The 17,670-nt window shown below is 71.6% G+C and carries 19 protein-coding genes; 18 read left to right on the forward strand and 1 reads right to left on the reverse strand.

All coding sequences use genetic code 11. The features are described 5' to 3' along the window. The first annotated feature begins 25 nt into the window (after positions 1–25). The 10 genes from ACYVNR_RS08440 (at position 26) to trmD (ending at position 10,186) form a co-directional block, all read left to right on the forward strand. Positions 26–1,708 (forward strand): FkbM family methyltransferase, encoded by a 1,683-nt coding sequence (locus tag ACYVNR_RS08440; RefSeq protein ID WP_461047739.1) that lies wholly within the window; start codon positions 26–28, stop codon positions 1,706–1,708. 81 nt (positions 1,709–1,789) lie between these two features. Beyond that, positions 1,790–3,295, forward strand: a complete 1,506-nt coding sequence (gene wsfD, locus ACYVNR_RS08445) for a glycan biosynthesis hexose transferase WsfD (protein ID WP_461047740.1) — start codon at positions 1,790–1,792, stop codon at positions 3,293–3,295. Positions 3,296–3,453: 158 nt separating this feature from the next. Next, a complete protein-coding gene (locus ACYVNR_RS08450; RefSeq protein WP_461047741.1) occupies positions 3,454–4,428 on the forward strand; it encodes a S1C family serine protease in 975 nt (324 codons plus the stop codon). 94 nt (positions 4,429–4,522) lie between these two features. Further along, positions 4,523–5,380 (forward strand): alpha/beta fold hydrolase, encoded by an 858-nt coding sequence (locus ACYVNR_RS08455; protein ID WP_461047742.1) that lies wholly within the window; start codon positions 4,523–4,525, stop codon positions 5,378–5,380. Positions 5,381–5,390: 10 nt separating this feature from the next. Beyond that, positions 5,391–6,479 carry an amidohydrolase family protein gene (locus ACYVNR_RS08460; protein WP_461047743.1) on the forward strand — a complete coding sequence of 363 codons (1,089 nt, stop codon included), beginning with the start codon at positions 5,391–5,393 and terminating at the stop codon, positions 6,477–6,479. Next, positions 6,469–7,398, forward strand: coding sequence for a GNAT family N-acetyltransferase (locus ACYVNR_RS08465; RefSeq protein ID WP_461047744.1), 930 nt, complete (start codon positions 6,469–6,471; stop codon positions 7,396–7,398). Before ACYVNR_RS08460 ends, ACYVNR_RS08465 begins: the two co-directional genes overlap by 11 nt. Positions 7,399–7,570: 172 nt before the next feature. After that, positions 7,571–8,038 (forward strand): 30S ribosomal protein S16, encoded by a 468-nt coding sequence (gene rpsP, locus ACYVNR_RS08470; protein WP_458800801.1) that lies wholly within the window; start codon positions 7,571–7,573, stop codon positions 8,036–8,038. 2 nt (positions 8,039–8,040) lie between these two features. Then, complete coding sequence (locus ACYVNR_RS08475; protein ID WP_045191668.1) at positions 8,041–8,283, forward strand: RNA-binding protein; 243 nt, start codon at positions 8,041–8,043, stop codon at positions 8,281–8,283. Between the two features lie 152 nt (positions 8,284–8,435). Continuing rightward, positions 8,436–8,966 carry a ribosome maturation factor RimM gene (gene rimM / locus ACYVNR_RS08480; protein WP_458800798.1) on the forward strand — a complete coding sequence of 177 codons (531 nt, stop codon included), beginning with the start codon at positions 8,436–8,438 and terminating at the stop codon, positions 8,964–8,966. A gap of 50 nt (positions 8,967–9,016) precedes the next feature. Then, positions 9,017–10,186 (forward strand): tRNA (guanosine(37)-N1)-methyltransferase TrmD, encoded by a 1,170-nt coding sequence (gene trmD, locus ACYVNR_RS08485; RefSeq protein WP_461047745.1) that lies wholly within the window; start codon positions 9,017–9,019, stop codon positions 10,184–10,186. A gap of 19 nt (positions 10,187–10,205) precedes the next feature. Here trmD and ACYVNR_RS08490 read toward each other — a convergent pair whose 3' ends face one another. Continuing rightward, entirely contained in the window at positions 10,206–10,964 is a 759-nt protein-coding gene (locus tag ACYVNR_RS08490; RefSeq protein ID WP_461047746.1) for an ABC transporter permease, read from the reverse strand. A 230-nt stretch (positions 10,965–11,194) separates the two neighbouring features. Between ACYVNR_RS08490 and rplS the strand changes: the two genes are divergently transcribed. The 8 genes from rplS to dprA all read left to right on the forward strand — a co-directional run bounded on the left by rplS (position 11,195) and on the right by dprA (position 17,560). Next, the gene (gene rplS, locus ACYVNR_RS08495; protein ID WP_045191672.1) at positions 11,195–11,569 is read left to right on the forward strand and encodes a 50S ribosomal protein L19; all 375 of its coding nucleotides are present in this window, start codon (positions 11,195–11,197) and stop codon (positions 11,567–11,569) included. A 42-nt stretch (positions 11,570–11,611) separates the two neighbouring features. Beyond that, a complete protein-coding gene (gene lepB / locus ACYVNR_RS08500) occupies positions 11,612–12,373 on the forward strand; it encodes a signal peptidase I (protein WP_461047747.1) in 762 nt (253 codons plus the stop codon). Further along, positions 12,373–13,284, forward strand: coding sequence for a signal peptidase I (lepB, locus tag ACYVNR_RS08505; protein WP_045191675.1), 912 nt, complete (start codon positions 12,373–12,375; stop codon positions 13,282–13,284). The genes lepB (ACYVNR_RS08500) and lepB (ACYVNR_RS08505) overlap by 1 nt, the downstream gene beginning before the upstream one ends. A gap of 17 nt (positions 13,285–13,301) precedes the next feature. Beyond that, entirely contained in the window at positions 13,302–14,072 is a 771-nt protein-coding gene (locus ACYVNR_RS08510; RefSeq protein ID WP_045191676.1) for a ribonuclease HII, read from the forward strand. Next, positions 14,069–14,389 carry a DUF2469 domain-containing protein gene (locus tag ACYVNR_RS08515; protein WP_045191677.1) on the forward strand — a complete coding sequence of 107 codons (321 nt, stop codon included), beginning with the start codon at positions 14,069–14,071 and terminating at the stop codon, positions 14,387–14,389. The genes ACYVNR_RS08510 and ACYVNR_RS08515 overlap by 4 nt, the downstream gene beginning before the upstream one ends. 113 nt (positions 14,390–14,502) lie before the next feature. Next, positions 14,503–14,868, forward strand: a complete 366-nt coding sequence (locus ACYVNR_RS08520; RefSeq protein WP_458800785.1) for a YraN family protein — start codon at positions 14,503–14,505, stop codon at positions 14,866–14,868. Continuing rightward, positions 14,868–16,430 (forward strand): YifB family Mg chelatase-like AAA ATPase, encoded by a 1,563-nt coding sequence (locus ACYVNR_RS08525; RefSeq protein ID WP_461047748.1) that lies wholly within the window; start codon positions 14,868–14,870, stop codon positions 16,428–16,430. The genes ACYVNR_RS08520 and ACYVNR_RS08525 overlap by 1 nt, the downstream gene beginning before the upstream one ends. A 26-nt stretch (positions 16,431–16,456) precedes the next feature. Further along, complete coding sequence (gene dprA, locus ACYVNR_RS08530) at positions 16,457–17,560, forward strand: DNA-processing protein DprA (protein ID WP_461047749.1); 1,104 nt, start codon at positions 16,457–16,459, stop codon at positions 17,558–17,560. The last annotated feature ends 110 nt before the right edge of the window (positions 17,561–17,670 follow it).

Below are 17,670 nucleotides of genomic sequence, written 5' to 3' on the forward strand. Positions count from 1 at the left end.
ACAACCAACTTGGAAAGGTGCTTGCGTGAGACTGACTGAGTTCCTCGGTGCCGAGCTGTCAACCGCGAGCTCGATCGTATGGGTCGACTCGAGCCCGGACGCCCTGCTCGATCCGCCGCTCGTACCCGATGGGGTGAGCGTCGTTGAGGTGGATGCGGCGTCGGCCGCAGACTTCGGCAAGGATGTCCTAGCGGTTCTACTGCTCGAGGTCGACGCCAGCGACGGCATACCACCGAGCGTGCAGACCCTTCTGAGTGGTCGACCTCCGGGCGCTCGAACCGTCCTCGTGACCCACTCCGGAATACGGGACCCCGCCGCTCTAGGCGATGCCTTGGCAAGCGCCCGGCAACGGGTCGTGCACGTGGCGCGCCTGAATCCGTCGTCCAGCGGCGCGTTGGAGGCAGCCCTGTCGGTAGAGACAGGCGGCGAAGGCGGCGAAGGCCAGACCTTGCGCGCGATCAACGCGACCAGACTCGCCGCGTCGCCCTTGTCCGAGATGCAGCGCCCAGACCCGGACCACGCAGAGCTACTTCGGCTGTCCGCCGCGCTGAAGGATGAGCGCCGGGCGGGCAAGAATGCCAGGTCGCGGGCAGAGGCTCTGGAGGCACGGCTGGCGCGCACCGAGGCCGACTTGCGCCGGGTCCGAGAATCCACAGCACTACAGTTCGGCCGGGCGATCTCGCGCGCGGTGCGTGAACCCCGCCGCGGTCTCCCTGCTCTACCGGTGGACCTCCTCCGAGCGCTCCTCGACCGTCGTCGCCGCAGGCTCCGTCCGCCGCACGATCCCGGGCTCGATCGTTCGACTGCGGCCGGAGGTGAGGCGCCGGTTACGGCGAGGCCCGAGCCCGCGGGTCGGCGTCGTCAGTTCGATTTAGCACTGCCCGACCTGACCCGAGTACCAGACGCGCCGACGCGTAGGCCGAATGCGCCGCGACGCCTGCACTTCAACGTCCCTTACTCCTTCTTCATCCCCCTGCGGCTTGAGCGCGACGGGCTGGCAGGATATGAGCCCGAGACCCTCGCCTGGTGGTTGGCGCTGTGTGACGTCGCCCCGCGCGGGGACGCGTGGGACGTCGGAGCCAACACCGGCCTCTTCGCCACGTTGGCCGCGGCCACGGGAACTAGGGACGTCGTCGCTTTCGAACCCACGCCGGAGCTTGCGTGGTGGGCGCGGCGCTCCGCCCGCGACAACGGCCTGAACTTTGTCACCGAGCAGATCGCGGCCTCCGACACAGATGGCACGGCGACATTCTTCCTGTCCGACTCCACCGACTCCTCGAGTTCACTTGCCGAGGGGTTTCGTCAGTCCAGCCACCGGATCGACGTCATCACCGAGCGGCTGGACGGGTATGCCGGGCGCACGGGTCGGTTCCCGTCCGTGCTAAAGATCGACACCGAGACGACCGAACCGGCCGTCCTACGTGGTGCTGAAACCTTGGTACGGGCCCATCGGCCATGGATTCTGGTGGAGGTTCTCGCCAACTGCGGGGTCGAGGAGCCGCTTGCTCAGATGGCCCGTGACTGGGGTTACCGATGGTTCCACCTGACCGACCAGGTCCCGCCCCCGGAACCGGCTGAGATAGCCGGCGACCCGACTTTCACGTACTTCATGTACTTGTTGGCGCCGGCCGAGCTCGACGAAGATTTGCTGGCTCGCGTTCGAGCTTGGCGGGCCGAACTCGCGACGTGCGGGCCCTTGACGCCCTAGCGGTGGCCGCTCTCGGGGCCGGTGCCCCGCATCGGGCCCCGAACCGGGCCCCGCATCGGACCCCGCCCCTATATTGCAGTTATGGTCGGCGCTGGCCACCCACCCAAGGGAAACTTCCTCGCCGGATCTGCCTCCGGTCTGCGTACTGCGACCGATCGCTGGTCCGCCCTTGTCGTGGGACTCTTCGCGGCAGCTGTCGTAACCGTGCACCTGTTCTTCCCCACCGTCATCGGGACGGCGGATACCGGCGATGGTCTCCGACTGCTGTGCCAGATCCAGGCGGGGGACCCCCGCTTCTACGAGGCGCGCACCTCCGCGGAGCGGTTTGTGACCATCAAGTACCAGCACATCCCGCCCAACCCCACGGCCTGCGGGGACTTCCGCGTGACCGAGCGCTACCCGAGTTCGGCACTCCTGGTGCTCGCTGGCGCTCAGCAGTTGACCGAGATGACAGGACGGTCCTACGCGTTGGACATGCGGTTCACCGGCTTCATATACCTCGTCCTCTATGGTTTGGTTGTCGGAGCGCTTGTACTTGTCCTTCCCGGACCGCGATGGGCACGAGTTCTGACGGCCGGCGCAGTCGGCCTGCTGGGGGCGGACGCGACATTCGTGCCGTACTTCATCTCTCCGTTCAGCGAACCGATGGAGTACGTGGCCCTCTTGGCGACATTTGCGACGATGCTGGCGCTCTGGCGCCGCCGCGTCGTGCGCAAAGGCCTCGTTGTCGGATCTGCGATGGTGTTTCTGAACCTGATCGGCTCGAAGGCTCAGGAGATCCCGCTCGGGACCGTGCTGGCGGGGGTGCTGCTCGCGGTCCGCTGCCCGCTGGGGCGCTGGAAGGGGACGTGCCTCGACCGGCTTCTTCCGGGTGTTGCGGCCCTGTGCGTGCTGGCGGGCGCCGGGACGGTCCTGAGCCTCCAGCCGAGGCTCTACAACGAGCAACTGCTTTACACCGACGTCTTCTACACCATCCTCAAGGACAGCACCAATGTCCCCGCTGACCTCGAGGAACTCGGACTGCCACAGGAGTTGGCCCGCTATGCGGGCAGGACCTACTTCGAGGTGAGGTCGGAGACCGCGACTGACCCGAGCTATCGCACGTTCGTCGAGCACATCTCGTTTGCCGACATCGCGCGCTTCTACGCCGGGCATCCGGACCGCCTCGGTTCCGTCAGCCGGGCGGCGATCGAGTTCGTCGTGAAGGCGCGGCACCCCTTGCCCAACACCACACGAGGCGACACAGCACGGCCGGAGGTGGTTTGCCGTATCTGTGTGATCCCGACGATTGGCTCCGCTATGACTCCTCTCGCCGTGGTGCTGTGGCCCGCATGGGAATTCACGATCTTGGCTGTGGGGGCACTGTTGACGCGACGGCGTTGGCACGATCTCGAGTGGCGTGCACTCGGCATGCTCCTGGTGACCACCGTGGCATTCGCGATCTTTCACACGGCGACAGCGATACTGGGCGACGGCTACGCGGAGTTGGGTAAGCACGTGTTTCCCGCGGTTGTGGACACATGGATGACCATTCCGCTTGTCGCCCTAGGAGTGTTCGGTCTTCGAGCGCGCTCGCACCGGGGATGACACGGTGAGGGACCGGACGCGACAATGACGCGCCTCAGGGGACCCGCAGCTGCGGACTGTCCGCCCACAGCGGACCGTCGCCGAGGCCGCCTACCTCAGCGGTTCACTTCATCTGCGAACATACGTGACCCAGCGGCGAACGTCTTCCAGGAGTAGTTATGCCTCCGTTCGAGATGCCGCCCGCTCCCGAGCCGAGCGACGACGAGGTGCTCGACGCCTACTCGCACGCTGTGAGCACCGTGACGCGGCGACTGGCCCCGGTCGTCGCCAGCCTGCGCGTCCGCAGGCCCGTGCGCGGCGGCACCGTCGAGGGCGGCGGCTCGGCCGTCGTGCTCACCGAGGACGGTCTGCTCGTGACCAACGCCCACGTCGTCGACGGCGTCGACCGCGGCACCGCGCACTTCGGCGACGGCACCTCGGTGCGTGTCCACGTCGTCGGTGCGGACCACCTGTCGGACCTCGCCGTCGTCCGCGCCGAGAGCCCGCTCCCGCCCCCGCCGGAGTACGGGGACGCGGACCGGCTGGCGGTCGGGCACGTCGTCGTCGCCATCGGCAGCCCCCTCGGGCTGGAGGGCAGCGTGACGGCCGGGGTCGTCAGCGCCCTCGGGCGGTCGCTGCCGACGAGGTCGGGCGCGGCGTCGCGCCTCGTCGAGGACGTCATCCAGACGGACGCGGCGCTCAACCCCGGCAACTCCGGAGGTGCCCTGGCCGACTCACGCGCCCGTGTCGTCGGGGTCAACACGGCTGTCGCCGGCGTCGGGCTCGGCCTCGCGGTGCCGATCAACGCCACGACCCGGAGGATCATCGAGACCCTCGTCGAGGACGGCCACGTGCGACGTGCCTACCTCGGTCTCGTCACGGCCCCCGTCCCCGTGTCCGACGAGCTCGCCGCGCGGCTGGGTCGGCGCACGGCGCTGCGGATCGCCCAGGTCGTGCCCGGCAGCCCCGCGGACCGGGCCGGTCTCATGCGAGGCGACGTCGTCGTGGCCGCGGACGGCCGGCCCCTCTTCGACGCGCAGTCGCTGCAGCGCATCCTGCTCGACGAGGCGATCGACCGCTCGATGGAGATCACCGTGCTCAGGGGAGCTGCCCTCGTGGATGTCGTGGCCGTTCCCCGCCTGCTGCGCGGCTGAAGCAGCGGCGACCACCCGCGACACGACATCGATGCGGCGCGGCGGTGCGCACTGAGGCGCTGTCCGGACGCGCACGACGGCATACGCTCGGGGCGTGGTCACCACCGACGGCCGGTCGCGGGTGCGGCTGCCCGGCGGCCGCCGGCTCGACGTGTGGCAGGGCGGCGACCCCGGCGGCTGCCCGGTCCTCTTCTTCCACGGCACCCCTGGCGGGCGCCTGCAGGCCGCGCTCGGTGACGGCGCGGCCCGGCGGGCGGGGGTGCGGCTCGTCGCCTTCTCACGCCCGGGCTACGGCGGGTCCACCGACGCGCCGACGACCCTCGGCACCGTCGCCGACGACGCCTCGCACTTCATGGGCGACCTCGGTGTCAGGCGGTATGCCGTGCTCGGCGTCTCCGGGGGAGGGCCGTACGCGCTGGCGACGGCAGCGAGGCACGCCGACCGGGTGACCGGCGTCGGAGTCGTCGCCGGCATCGGCCCGGTGCTCGAGCTCGATCCCGACGCGGCCGCCGAGCCCGCCGTGCAGGCGGCGCTCGCCGGCGACGCGGAGCTCGCGGTGGGGCTGCAGGACGCGGCCGCCACCCGAGCCGAACCGCCCGGGAGCCCGACCTCCGCGCACCGACCCCGACTCAGGGTCGGCGCGTTCGTCTCGCCCGAGGTGCTTGAGCCGTGGACGGCCACCGGGCGACCCGGCACACCGTCCTACCGCGGCGCCTCGCGCGATGCCCTCGCGTTCAGCGCCGGCTGGGACCTCGAGCCCGCAGCCGTCCGGGCCCCGGTCACGCTCTGGTACGGCGACCACGACCGCGTCGTCGGACTCGAGCACGCCCGGTGGCTGCACGCCCACCTGCCGACCTCGCGGCTCGTGGTGCACGAGGGAGCCGGACACCACGCGACGCTCATGGCGCACTGGGCCGACGTCCTCACCGACCTCGCGGGCGCCTCCGGCTAGGGTCGGGGCCATGAGTGCACCGGTGCTCCGCGTCCGTGGCCGCGTGCTGGTCGGGCCCGACGACGTGGTCGACGAGCTGTGGGTCGTGGGCGGGCGGGTGACGTTCACACCGCCGACCGACCGGTCCGACGAGCAGACGCTCGAGGGCTGGGTGCTGCCGGGCCTCGTCGACGCGCACTGCCACGTCGGTCTCGGACCGCACGGTGAGGTGCCGCGCGACGAGGCGGAACGGCAGGCGGTCACCGACCGTGACCACGGCACGCTGCTCATCCGCGACGCGGGGCAACCGGGTGACACCCGCTGGGTCGACGAGCGCGACGACCTGCCGAAGATCATCCGCGCGGGCCGGCACATCGCGCGCACCCGCCGCTACATCCGCAACTACGCCCACGAGGTCGAGGAGGACGAGCTCGTCCGACACGTCCGGCTCGAGGCGCACCGCGGCGACGGCTGGGTCAAGCTCGTCGGCGACTGGATCGACCGCGACGTGGGCGACCTGGCGCCCAGCTGGTCGCGGCAGGCGGTCGCGGACGCCATCGCCGCCGCGCACGAGGAGGGTGTGCGCGTCACCGCGCACTGCTTCGGCGAGGAGTCCCTCCGCGACCTCGCCGCGGCGGGCATCGACTGCATCGAGCACGCGACCGGCCTGCGCGAGGACTCCATCGACACCTTCGCGGCCCAGGGCATCGCCATCGTGCCGACCCTCGTCAACATCGCCCAGTTCCCCGACCTCGCCGCCCCGGCCCAGGAGAAGTTCCCCGACTACCACCGCCACATGCTCGACCTCCACGAGCGGCGCTACGCGACCGTAGGGGCGGCCCACGAGGCCCGCGTCCCCATCTACGTCGGCACCGACGCCGGGGGCAGCCTGCCGCACGGGCTCGTCGCCCGGGAGATGCTCGAGCTGACGAAGGCCGGTCTCAGCAACGTCGAGGTCGTCTCCGCGGCGACGTGGGGTGCCCGCGACTGGCTCGGGCGCCCGGGCCTCGCCGAGGGGGAGGACGCCGACCTCGTCGTCTACGCGTCCGACCCGCGCGCCGACGTCACCACCGTCGCCGACCCCCTCGGTGTCGTCCTGCGAGGTCGCGTTGTCCGCTGACCACGACGCCCCGGAGCCCTTCACCGCGATGGGGGAGCGGGTCGAGGTGCGCCCGCCCACACCGGCCGACGCGACGGCATACGCGGACGCCGTGACGCGGTCGGAGCGCCGCCTCGCCGACTTCGCGATCCCCAACCCGCACAACCTGCCCGTCGTCCTCGAGAACCAGTCGCGGACCTACCGCACGTTCATGGTCCACGCCCTCGACCCCGAGGGCTCGCACGGGCTCGTCGGGCGCATCAACATCGCCAACGTGGTCGGCGGGTCGTTCCGCAGCGCGACCATCGGCTACGACTCCTACGACCCGTATGCCGGCCGCGGCCTCTTCGCCGAGGGCCTGCGCCTGACCGTCGAGCTCGCATTCGACGACGAGCCGCACGGCATGGGCCTGCACCGCATCGAGGCCAACATCCAGCCGGCCAACCACCGCTCGGCGGGGCTCGTGCGGTCGCTCGGCTTCGTCCACGAGGGCTTCTCGCGGGACTTCCTGCACCTGCCGGGCCCCGACGGCCGCCGCGACTGGCGCGACCACGAGCGCTTCACGATGCTCTCCACGGACTGGCCGGCCGTGCCCTACCGCGCCCAGGGCCACCGGCGCATCGCGTGCGTCGTCACCGGCGCACCGGGCTACGACGCCGGGTCGCGCGGCACGAGCGTCGGCGCTGCCGTGGCCGCCGAGCTCGGCATCCCGCTCTTCTCCTCGGCCGTGGTCGAGCGCCCGGCCGCGCTCTTCGAGCTGCTCCGCTCCTCGCCGATCGGCGGGGTCGTCGAGGTGCGCGCGAGCGCGCCGGAGCTGCGGATGGGCCTCGCGAGGGCCGGTTTCGACCCCTCCGCCGTGCCGCACCTCGACGCGGCGTTCGACCTGCCGCGGAGCGAGGTCGTGCGGCACGCGCTGGCCGTGCGGGCCGCGTACGCCTGAGCGGGACGCCCGTGGCCGTGTCCGGACCACCCCTCCACGTCTGGCAGAATGGAGGGCTGTACCCGTCCGGCCCCCTCTCGGCTGGACCGGACGCCTACACACCGAGCGTCGGCACCCCGGCTGATCCCAGCCGGTCTCGCCGCGCTCACTACTGGTTGAGGAGACCGCCACAGTGGCCGTCAAGATCCGTCTGAAGCGCATGGGCAAGATCCGTGCACCGTTCTACCGCGTCGTCGTCATGGACTCGCGCACCAAGCGCGATGGCCGGGCCATCGAGGAGATCGGCAAGTACCACCCCACCGAGCAGCCGTCGCTCATCGACATCGACATCGAGCGCGCGCACTACTGGCTGAGCCAGGGCGCCCAGCCCACCGAGGCCGTCGCCGCCCTGATCAAGCTCGTCGACGAGGGCAAGGTCGAGACCAAGGAGGCCAAGACCTCGAAGAAGGACCTCTACGAGGCTGCCGTCGCCGCCGCCGGTGGCAAGTCCGACGCGGGCTCCGAGGGTGCGACCACCCCGAAGAAGAAGGCTGCCAAGAAGGCCGAGCCCAAGGCTGACGAGAAGGCCGACGAGAAGGCTGCCGAGACCGCCGAGGCGCCTGCCGCCGAGGCGACCGACGCCGAGAAGAGCGAGTCCTGAGCATGCTCGAGGAGGCGCTCGAGCACCTCGTCAAGGGCATCGTCGACCACGACGAGGACGTCGTCGTGCGCCGCAAGGAGCTGCGTCGCGGTGAGCTGCTCGAGGTCCGGGTGCACCCCGACGACCTCGGCCGCGTCATCGGCCGCTCCGGCCGCACGGCGAGCGCGCTGCGCACCGTCGTGGGCGCCCTCGCGGGCAACAGCAACGTCAGGGTCGACATCGTCGACACCGACCGCGTGCGCTGAGCCACCGCCAGAACGCCAGCGCAGTGGGGCATCCCGGGTGACCGGGGTGCCCCACTGCCGTTTCCCACCGACCACGTATGCCGTCGCGCCTGCTCCGCCGCACTCCGCGGGCGCGCGCCCGGGCCGCCGCCAAACCTGAGAGGATTCGGGCCATGAACGTCGTCCTCGCCCGCATCGGCAAGCCGCACGGACTCCGGGGCGAGGTCACCGTGCAGCTGCACACCGACGACCCCGAGTCGCGTTTCGCACCGGGCACCGTCGTCGCGACCGAGGCCGAGCCGGGCTCGGGAGTGCCGACGGCCCTGACCGTCGCGTCGACCCGTGTGCACCGCGGCATCTGGCTGCTCACCTTCGAGGAGATCCCCGACCGCACCGGCGCCGAGGGGCTGCGGGGCACGAGGCTCGTGATGCCGGAGTCGGCGACCAAGGCCGACGACGACGAGGGCTACTACGAGGAGGACCTCGTCGGACTGGAGGTGCGTGACCCGTCGGGCGAGCAGGTCGGCACGGTCAGCGGCCTCGAGCTCGGCGCGGCCCAGGACCGCCTCGTCGTCACCCTCACCGACGGCGTGACGGCCTACGTCCCGTTCGTGAAGCGCATCGTGCCGACGGTGGCCGACGACCACGTCGTCGTCGACGCCCCGCCCGGCCTCTTCGACCTCTACCGCGAAGGTGCCGAGTGACCGGCTCGTCACCCGGCACGACTGAGCCCCGAGCGGCTTCGCGGCCCGCGATGCGCATCGACGTCGTCTCGATCTTTCCCGACTACCTCGCCGCGCTGGACCTGTCGCTCATCGGCAAGGCCCGTCAGGACGGCCTGCTCGACGTGCGCGTGCACGACCTGCGCGACCACACCCACGACAGGCACCGCACCGTCGACGACACCCCGTACGGCGGGGGAGCCGGCATGGTCATGAAGGCGCAGCCGTGGGCCGAGGCTCTCGACGACGTCGTCGCACAGGGAGATCCGAAGGCGAAGCCGCGGCTCGTCGTCCCCGGGCCCGGGGGGCAGCCCTTCACGCAGGCTCTCGCCCGGGAGCTGGCGCAGGAACCGTGGCTCGTCTTCGCCTGCGGCCGCTACGAAGGCATCGACGAGCGCGTCTACGAGCACGCCCGCGAGGACCTCGGCCTCGAGGTCTCGGTCGTCAGCCTCGGCGACTACGTGCTCAACGGCGGAGAGGTCGCGGTGCTCGCCATCGTCGAGGCCGTCGGCCGCCTCGTCCCGGGTGTCATCGGCAACGCCGAGTCCCTCGTCGAGGAGTCCCACGAGGACGGGCTGCTCGAGTACCCCATCTACACGAAGCCGCGCACGTGGAACGGGCGTGAGGTGCCCGAGGTGCTGCTGTCGGGCAACCACGGCGCCATCGCGGCCTGGCGGCACGAGCAGCGCCTGGCCCGCACGGCAGCGCGCCGCCCCGACCTGCTGCACGCCTCGCACGGGGACGGCGACATCGAGATCGCTGCCGCCACACCCGGCGACGTGCCCGAGCTGGCCGTGCTGATGCGCGCCTGCTGGGTGCAGGAGGCGATCGCCAACGACACCCTCGACATCCCCGCCCTGCACGAGAGCGTCGACGACGTCCGCGCCAGCCTCGACACGACGCGTACGTGGGTCGCGCGCCGGGCGGGCCGCCTCGTCGGCGCCGTGCGGACCTCGCAGCACGGCGACGACTGGCACATCGGCCGTCTCTGCGTCGTGCCCGACCTCCAGGGACGTGGGCTCGGCCGACGCCTCCTCGAGCACGCCGAGTCCACCGCGCCCGACGGCACACGCACGTTCTCGCTCCACACGGGCGCGAAGAGCACCGACAACCTGCGCTTCTACAAGAAGGCCGGCTACCGCGTCACCGACGCTGCCGCGCCGATCCCCGGCGCCGTCACCCTGGTCAAGCGGCGCCGCTGAGGTCGGACGCGCGTGCCGCTCAGGCCGCGAGGCCCTCGCGCAGGTCGTCGGGCAGCAGCAGCCGACGCCGGATGAGGGCCGCCTGGACGCCCGCCGTGACCGCTTGCGTCGCCATGATCGCGAAGAGCACGAGCACCTGCGCGGTGGCCGCCTGGACCGCGCTCCCGCCGCCGAGCATGACGCCGATGAACGCGCCCGGCAGCGTCACCACCCCTGACGTGCGCACCTGGTCCAGGCTCGGCAGGATGCCCTCGGGGACCCGACGTGCGATGACCTCGTCGATGGCCTGTCCCGACGTGAGGCCGAGCGAGAGTGCCGCCTCGTACTGGCCCCGCTCGTCCCGCAGGGCCGCGAACGTGCGCCGGCCGACCAGCGTGTGCACCGTCATCGTGTTGCCGATGACGATCCCTGCGACGGGGATGAGGGCGATGCCCGCGAGGGGCACCGCGCCCGTCGCGAGGACGATGCCGACGACGGGCACGACCCCGCACGCCATGGCGGCCGCGGCCCACGGCCAGGCGCCGGGAGCCCCGACGCGCCGCGTCGTCGTGACCACAGCCATGGCGAACATGACGGCCACGGCGAGGAAGGAGAGCCACAGCGACCCCACGACGGCGGTGATGACGAGCGCGACGAGGGTCAGCTGCACGACGGCGCGACCACCGGCCAGCACGGCCTGGCGGTCCAGGTCGATCCGACCGAGCCGGTCGGCCACGACGGTCACCGCCAGGAGGATGACGAGGCAGATGACCACGGGCCAGCCGGGGGAGACGTCCACGGGCCCACGCTAGGTGCTGAGGGAGCGGGACGTCGGGCGTGAGCGGGTCGCCGGCTCGATTTCAGGTATGCGGCGTGCTCTGGCAGACTTGCTCCTTGCGTCCGGCACACGACGGCCCCTGCCACAGGGGGAGTCGGCCACCAGCACCACCCGGGTGGCCACGCGGCCCGACGGACGCAACACCCACATTGTGACGAGGTGGCCTGTGGCACCTGAGAAAGCGAAGCATCATGCACACGTTTGACGAGATCAACGCCGCATCGCTGCGCTCGGACGTTCCCGAGTTCCGCGCCGGCGACACCCTCAAGGTCCACGTCAAGGTCATCGAGGGCACGCGCTCGCGTGTCCAGGTGTTCCAGGGCATCGTCATCCGTCGCCACGGCGGCGGCATCGGCGAGACCTTCACGGTCCGCAAGATCTCCTTCGGCGTCGGCGTCGAGCGCACCTTCCCGCTCCACACCCCGGTCATCGACAAGATCGAGGTCGTGACCCGCGGTGACGTGCGTCGCGCGAAGCTCTACTACCTGCGTGGTCTGCGCGGCAAGGCTGCCAAGATCCGCGAGAAGCGCGACAGCATCCCGGCCAAGGCCGGCGCGAAGAGCTGACGACCTGCTGACGCAGACGTCCGTCTGACCACGCGAGGCGCGGTGGACCCCGAGCGGGCCGTCCCGGACACGAGCTCCGAGGCGATCCCCGGCACGGGATCCGCCGCGCCTTCGTCGCGTCCCGGAAGGGACCGTGCCGGGGCGTATGCCGGGGCGTATGCCGCAGCCCGACGGCACCGCTGGCTGCTTGGCCCCGCGGTCCTGCTGCTCGCCGTCGTGGTCCTCCGGGCGTTCTTCGTGACGCCCTTCGGCATCCCGAGCGAGTCGATGCAGGACACCCTGCTCGTCGGCGACCGCCTCCTCGTGTCCCGCACGACGCCCTCCGACCAGCTCCAGCGGGGCGACATCGTCGTCTTCGACGCGTCCGAGGCGTTCAACCTGCGGGTGCCCCAGCGCGGCGTGCTCCAACGGCTCGTCGAGGCCGTCGAGAGCCTGGCCGGCAAGGGACAGCCGACCGACTACGTCAAGCGGGTCATCGGCCTGCCGGGCGACCACGTGCGCTGCTGTGCGCCCGACGGCCGCCTCGAGATCAACGGCGTCGCCGTCACCGAGCCGTACCTCGCGCCCGGTGCGCGACCGAGTGCCATCCCCTTCGACGTCACCGTCCCGCCCGACCGTTTCTGGATGATGGGCGACAACCGCGGGGCCTCCGCCGACTCGCGCGCGCACCTCGGTGAGCCGGGTGGCGGCATGGTGCCCGGCACCGACATCATCGGCAAGGTTTGGGTGCGATACTGGCCGCTCGATCGGCTCGGGTCGGTCGACCAAGGACAAATTGCCTCCGTCCCACGAAATGGTGAGTGATGTCGCAGTACACCGGACGCCCCGAGGACCCCACGCGCGGGCGACCTGTCGACGGCATCGACGAGAGGGACGACGTCGACGACCCCGATGAGGACTACGACGACGACGAGCCCCGCGGCTTCCTCGGCACCGTCCTGGCCGGGGTCAAGGAGCTGCTCATCGTCGTCGTCCTCGCGATGGCGCTCTCCTTCGTCGTCAAGACGTGGCTCTTCCAGGCGTTCTACATCCCGTCCGGGTCGATGGAGAACACCCTCGTCAAGGACGACCGTGTCATCGTCAGCAAGCTGACGCCCGGCCCCTTCGACCTCAAGCGTGGCGACGTGGTCGTGTTCGAGGACCCGGGCGCCCCGACCCCGTGGCTCGGCAGCCTAGGCGAGCAGCGCAGCGACGTCGGCGGCCCGTTCCACGACGCCCTCGTCTTCGTCGGCCTGCTGCCGGAGGACGCGGAGAACCACCTCATCAAGCGCGTCATCGGCCTGCCGGGCGACCGTGTGCAGGCCGACGGCGACACCGGCAAGCTCAAGGTCAACGGCGTCGAGATCACCGAGCCCTACATCAAGCCGGGCGACTTCCCCAGCGAGGGCAAGAAGTTCGACATCACCGTGCCGGCCGGGCGCATCTGGGTCATGGGCGACCACCGCTCCGACTCGTCCGACAGCCGCTGGCACGACGACGGCACCGGTGCCCAGGGCTCCGTGCCGATGGACAAGCTCGTCGGGCGGGCGCTGTTCGTCGTGTGGCCCATCGACCACGTCACGTGGCTCGGTGTTCCCGAGCGCACCTTCGCCTCGGTGCCGGCCCCCAAGGCCGTGGGCAACGCCCCCCTGAACAAGCCCACCACCAAGGCGACGGTCAAGCCGAAGCCGAGCGGCAAGCCGACCGCGTCGGCGACGAAGGTCGCGGCCGGCTGACGGACGCGAACAGCACCATGGCACCCCCCGCACCCTCCAAGAAGCCGTCCCTGCGGGTCGAGCGCGCCCTGCAGCGTTCCGGCCACCGGCTCCTCGCCGGCATGGACGAGGTGGGCCGCGGCGCGCTGGCCGGTCCCGTCAGCGTCGGCGTCGTCGTCATCGACGAGACGGTGCGGTCGGCCCCCGTGGGCGTCAAGGACTCGAAGCTGCTCACCGAGAAGGCGCGGCACGGTCTGGTGCCGCGCATCCGGCGCTGGGCGGTGGCCCACGGCGTCGGGCACGCGAGCAACGACGAGATCGACGAGATCGGCATCATGGCCGCACTCCGGCTCGCCGGGCTGCGCGCCCTCGACGGGCTCGGCGTCGTTCCCGACCTCGTCATCCTCGACGGCAACCACGACTGGCTCACGGCGCCCACCGAGGTCGGCCTGCTCGCCTTCGCCGACGACGCCGGCCCGGCCACGCCACCCGTCACCACGATGGTCAAGGCCGACATGAAGTGCTCGTCGGTCGCGGCCGCGAGCGTGCTCGCGAAGGTGGAGCGCGACACCCTCATGGTCGCGCTGGGCGAGCAGCACGCGGCATACGGCTGGGGGCTCAACAAGGGCTACTCCGCCCCCGAGCACCTCGAGGCCCTCGCGCGTCTCGGGCCCTGCGATCTGCACCGGCGGTCGTGGCGCCTGCCCGGCGTCTACGCCGAGACGCCGGTCGAGGTGTTGAATGAGGTCACGGAGACGTTCGCTCCGGTGGCCATCACGGCAGAGCAGACAGGGACGGCGATCAGGTGAGTTCGGAAGATCTCGAGAAGTACGAGACCGAGATGGAGCTCCAGCTCTACAAGGAGTACCGCGACGTCGTCGGCCTCTTCACCCACGTCGTCGAGACCGAGCGCCGGTTCTACCTCGCGAACTCCGTCGACGTGAAGGTGCGCAGCGACGGCGGCGAGGTCTTCTTCGACGTCACGATGGCCGACGCCTGGGTCTGGGACATCTACCGGCCGGCGCGTTTCGTCAAGAACGTGCGCGTCGTGACGTTCAAGGACGTCAACGTCGAGGAGCTGCCCAAGCCGGACATCAAGCTGCCCGAGAACGGCGACTTCACCTGAACCTGCGCTGATCGGCGCGACTTCGTCCACACCCCCTCGCCGACCACGTATGCCGTCCACAGCCTCTCGCTGACCCCTGTCGTGCCCGACGGGGTGCCGGGAGGGTGGCCGGTATGGACCTCTCCACCCGCGCCCTCGGCGACTACGGCGAACGCCTCGCCTGCCGCTACCTGCTCGCCCACGGCCTGACCGTCCTCGACCGCAACTGGCGGTGCGTCCGGGGCGAGATCGACGTCGTCGCCCGCGAGGGCCGCGACCTCGTCGTGTGTGAGGTGAAGACGCGCACGACCGAGGCGTTCGGCGCGCCGTTCGAGGCCGTGACCTGGCGCAAGCAACGACGGCTGCGCCGCCTTGCCGGTCTCTGGCGCGACGAGCACGCCGAGACCGTGCGCGGGCTCGACCTGCGCATCGACGTCATCTCGATCCTGCGGCCGCCCGCGGGTGCGGCGCAGCTGCAGCACCTGCGCGGGGTGTGCTGATGGGCGTGGGTCTGGGGCGCACCCGATCCGTCGGGCTGCGGGGCGTCACCGGGTTCGTCGTCGACGTCGAGGCGCACGTCACCACCGGCCTGCCCGGCTTCGCGATCAGCGGCCTCGGCGACTCGGCGGTCAAGCAGTCCTCCGACCGCATCAAGGCGGCCGCTGCGCTGATCGAGAAGATGGCCGTGAGCCAGCGCCGCGTCACCGTCAACCTGTCGCCGGCGGGGGAGCGCAAGGTCGGCACCGGCTTCGACCTCGGCATCTTCGTGGCCGTGGCGGCCGCGATGGACCTGCTGCCCGCCCGGGTGGTGCGCGACGTCGTCCACATCGGGGAGGTGGGGCTCGACGGCACGGTCCGCCCGGTCCCCGGCGTGCTGCCGCTCGTCCATGCTGCCGCGCTCGCCGGCGTGCGGCACGTCGTCGTCCCGGTCGCCAACGCGGGCGAGGCGCGGCTCGTGTCAGGCGTGCGGGTGCATCCCGTGGCCGAGGTCACCGAGCTGGTGCGGCGCTACGGCTGCCTCGCGAAGGGTGTTGCGGTGCAAGAGGTCCCGGTGCCTTCGGTCGCGGCGCCGGAGCCTGAGCCGGTGCGCGACCTCATCGAGGTCGTCGGCCAGGCCGAGGCCAAGCTGGCCCTCGAGATCGCCGCTGCCGGCGGCCACCACCTGCTCCTCGCCGGTCCACCGGGGGCCGGCAAGACGATGCTGGCCGAGCGGCTGCCCGGGCTGCTGCCGTCGCTCGACGAGAGTGAGTCGATGGAGGTCACCGCGATCCACTCCGTGCTCGGGGCTCTCGGTTCCGGCCACGATGCCCGCCTCATCACCCACCCGCCCTTCGTGGCACCGCACCACGGCGCCTCCCAGGCCGCCGTCATCGGCGGCGGCAGCGGCCGCATCCGACCGGGAGCCATCACGCAGGCGCACCGGGGAGTCCTCTTCCTCGACGAGACGCCCGAGTTCGACAAGAGCGTGCTCCAGTCGCTGCGCACGCCGCTCGAGCGAGGCCTCGTGTCGATCGCGAGAGCCCACGACTCGGTCGTCTTCCCGGCGCGGTTCCAGCTCGTGCTCGCCGCCAACCCGTGCCCCTGCGGCAAGGCGTGGGGCAAGGGACTCGACTGCACCTGCACCCCGCTGATGCGGCGCGCGTACTTCGGCAAGCTCAGCGGACCCCTCCTCGACCGCGTCGACCTGCAGGTGCACGTCCAGCCACCGGGGCTCTCGATGGCAGGTGGCACGCCGGGCGAGCCGTCCGCGGTGGTCGCCGCGCGGGTCGCCGCGGCTCGCGCCGCGCAGGGTGAGCGATGGCGCACCGTGCTCGAGCGCAGCCGCGGTGTCAACGCCGACGTTCCCGGCTCCGAGCTCCGGTCGCGACCGTGGCTCCTCCCCGCAGCGGCCACGGTGACGCTCGACCGGCTGCTCGACACCGGAGCGCTCAGCCTGCGCGGCTACGACCGCACCCTCCGGTGCGCCTGGACGATCGGCGACCTCATGGGCCGGCAGCGCCCCGGCCGCGAAGAGGTCGACGTCGCGCTGTCGCTGCGACACCGTTCGGAGGCCGCAGCATGAGGGCGCGTCGAGCGAGCGAGGTGTGCATGGAGCCTGACCGGCGCGCCCGTGCGGCGCTGTCGCGGGTCGTCGAGCCCGCCGACGGCGAGGTCCACAAGCTCGTCACCGAGCACGGCGCCGTCGAGGCGTTCGAGCAGGTGCGCTCAGGCGTGGGCACGCTCGCGAGATTCCGCGCGAGGCTCGCGGTGCTCGACACCGAGCGAGACCTCGACATCGCCGCGAAGGTGGGGGCGCGTCTCGTGGTGCCGGGTGACCCGGAGTGGCCCGAGCGTCTCGACACGATCCCGGTGCCGCCGTGGTGCCTGTGGGTCCGGGGCCGGCTCGACCTCGCCGAGACGGTCGAGCGGTCCGTGGCGGTCGTGGGGTCGCGCACGGCCACGACGTACGGCGAGCAGCTCGCCACCGAGCTGTCCGCGGGGCTCGCCCGCCGGGGCTGGACCGTCGTCAGCGGCGCAGCCTTCGGCATCGACGGAGCCGCCCACCGCGGGGCGCTCGCCGTCGACGGCGCAACTGTCGCGGTGCTCGCCGGCGGGGTTGAACGGCCCTACCCTTCCGGCCACGCCGCTCTCATCTCGCGGATCGCCGCCGACGGCCTCGTCATCGCGGAGGTGGCCCCCGGCTCGGCTCCGATGAAGTCGAGGTTCCTGGCCCGCAACCGGCTGATCGCCGGGCTGACCCGCGGCACCATCGTCGTCGAGGCCGACCTCCGGTCCGGGTCGCGCAACACGGTCACCCACGCCGTCGCGGCCTGCCGGCCCGTGGGGGCCGTCCCGGGCCCGGTCACCTCGATGATGTCGGCGGGCTGCCACGAGGAGCTGCGCAACGGCCGGGCGGTCCTCGTCACGTCGGTCGACGAGGTGATCGACCTCGTCGGTGACCTGGGTGACGATGCGGTCGAGCCGGGCCGCGGCCCGGTCCGCCCCGGCGACGACCTCCCACCGGTCGACGCGGCGGTGCTCGAGGCGGTGCCGTTCCGCTCGGCCGTCCCGCTCGACGACATCGTGCGGTCGGCCGCCCATGCGACCCTCACGGTGCGTGCGGCACTCGGCCGCCTCGAGCAGCTCGGGCTGGTCACCGAGTCAGCGGGCACCTGGCGCAAGCGCCCGCAACGCACACCCCGAGCCGGCTGACGCCCACCCTCGATCGAAAGAACACTCCGGCCCCAGGTGGGGACGGAGTGTTCTCTCGATCGACGGACTCCATGATCGAGAAAGCGATCCGTCCGATCGGCGGATCCGGA

The sequence above is a fragment of the Terrabacter koreensis genome (genome assembly GCF_054783315.1).

Excerpts from the sequence above, each read along its gene's own strand:
- trmD (WP_461047745.1), top strand. The coding sequence starts at position 9,017 with ATGCGCATCGACGTCGTCTCGATCTTTCCCGACTACCTCGCCGCGCTG.
- ACYVNR_RS08520 (WP_458800785.1), top strand. The coding sequence starts at position 14,503 with ATGGACCTCTCCACCCGCGCCCTCGGCGACTACGGCGAACGCCTCGCC.
- ACYVNR_RS08460 (WP_461047743.1), top strand. The coding sequence starts at position 5,391 with ATGAGTGCACCGGTGCTCCGCGTCCGTGGCCGCGTGCTGGTCGGGCCC.
- ACYVNR_RS08525 (WP_461047748.1), top strand. The coding sequence starts at position 14,868 with ATGGGCGTGGGTCTGGGGCGCACCCGATCCGTCGGGCTGCGGGGCGTC.
- rimM (WP_458800798.1), top strand. The coding sequence starts at position 8,436 with ATGAACGTCGTCCTCGCCCGCATCGGCAAGCCGCACGGACTCCGGGGC.
- ACYVNR_RS08475 (WP_045191668.1), top strand. The coding sequence starts at position 8,041 with ATGCTCGAGGAGGCGCTCGAGCACCTCGTCAAGGGCATCGTCGACCAC.
- lepB (WP_045191675.1), top strand. The coding sequence starts at position 12,373 with ATGTCGCAGTACACCGGACGCCCCGAGGACCCCACGCGCGGGCGACCT.
- wsfD (WP_461047740.1), top strand. The coding sequence starts at position 1,790 with ATGGTCGGCGCTGGCCACCCACCCAAGGGAAACTTCCTCGCCGGATCT.
- rplS (WP_045191672.1), top strand. The coding sequence starts at position 11,195 with ATGCACACGTTTGACGAGATCAACGCCGCATCGCTGCGCTCGGACGTT.
- ACYVNR_RS08510 (WP_045191676.1), top strand. The coding sequence starts at position 13,302 with ATGGCACCCCCCGCACCCTCCAAGAAGCCGTCCCTGCGGGTCGAGCGC.
- ACYVNR_RS08450 (WP_461047741.1), top strand. The coding sequence starts at position 3,454 with ATGCCTCCGTTCGAGATGCCGCCCGCTCCCGAGCCGAGCGACGACGAG.
- dprA (WP_461047749.1), top strand. The coding sequence starts at position 16,457 with ATGGAGCCTGACCGGCGCGCCCGTGCGGCGCTGTCGCGGGTCGTCGAG.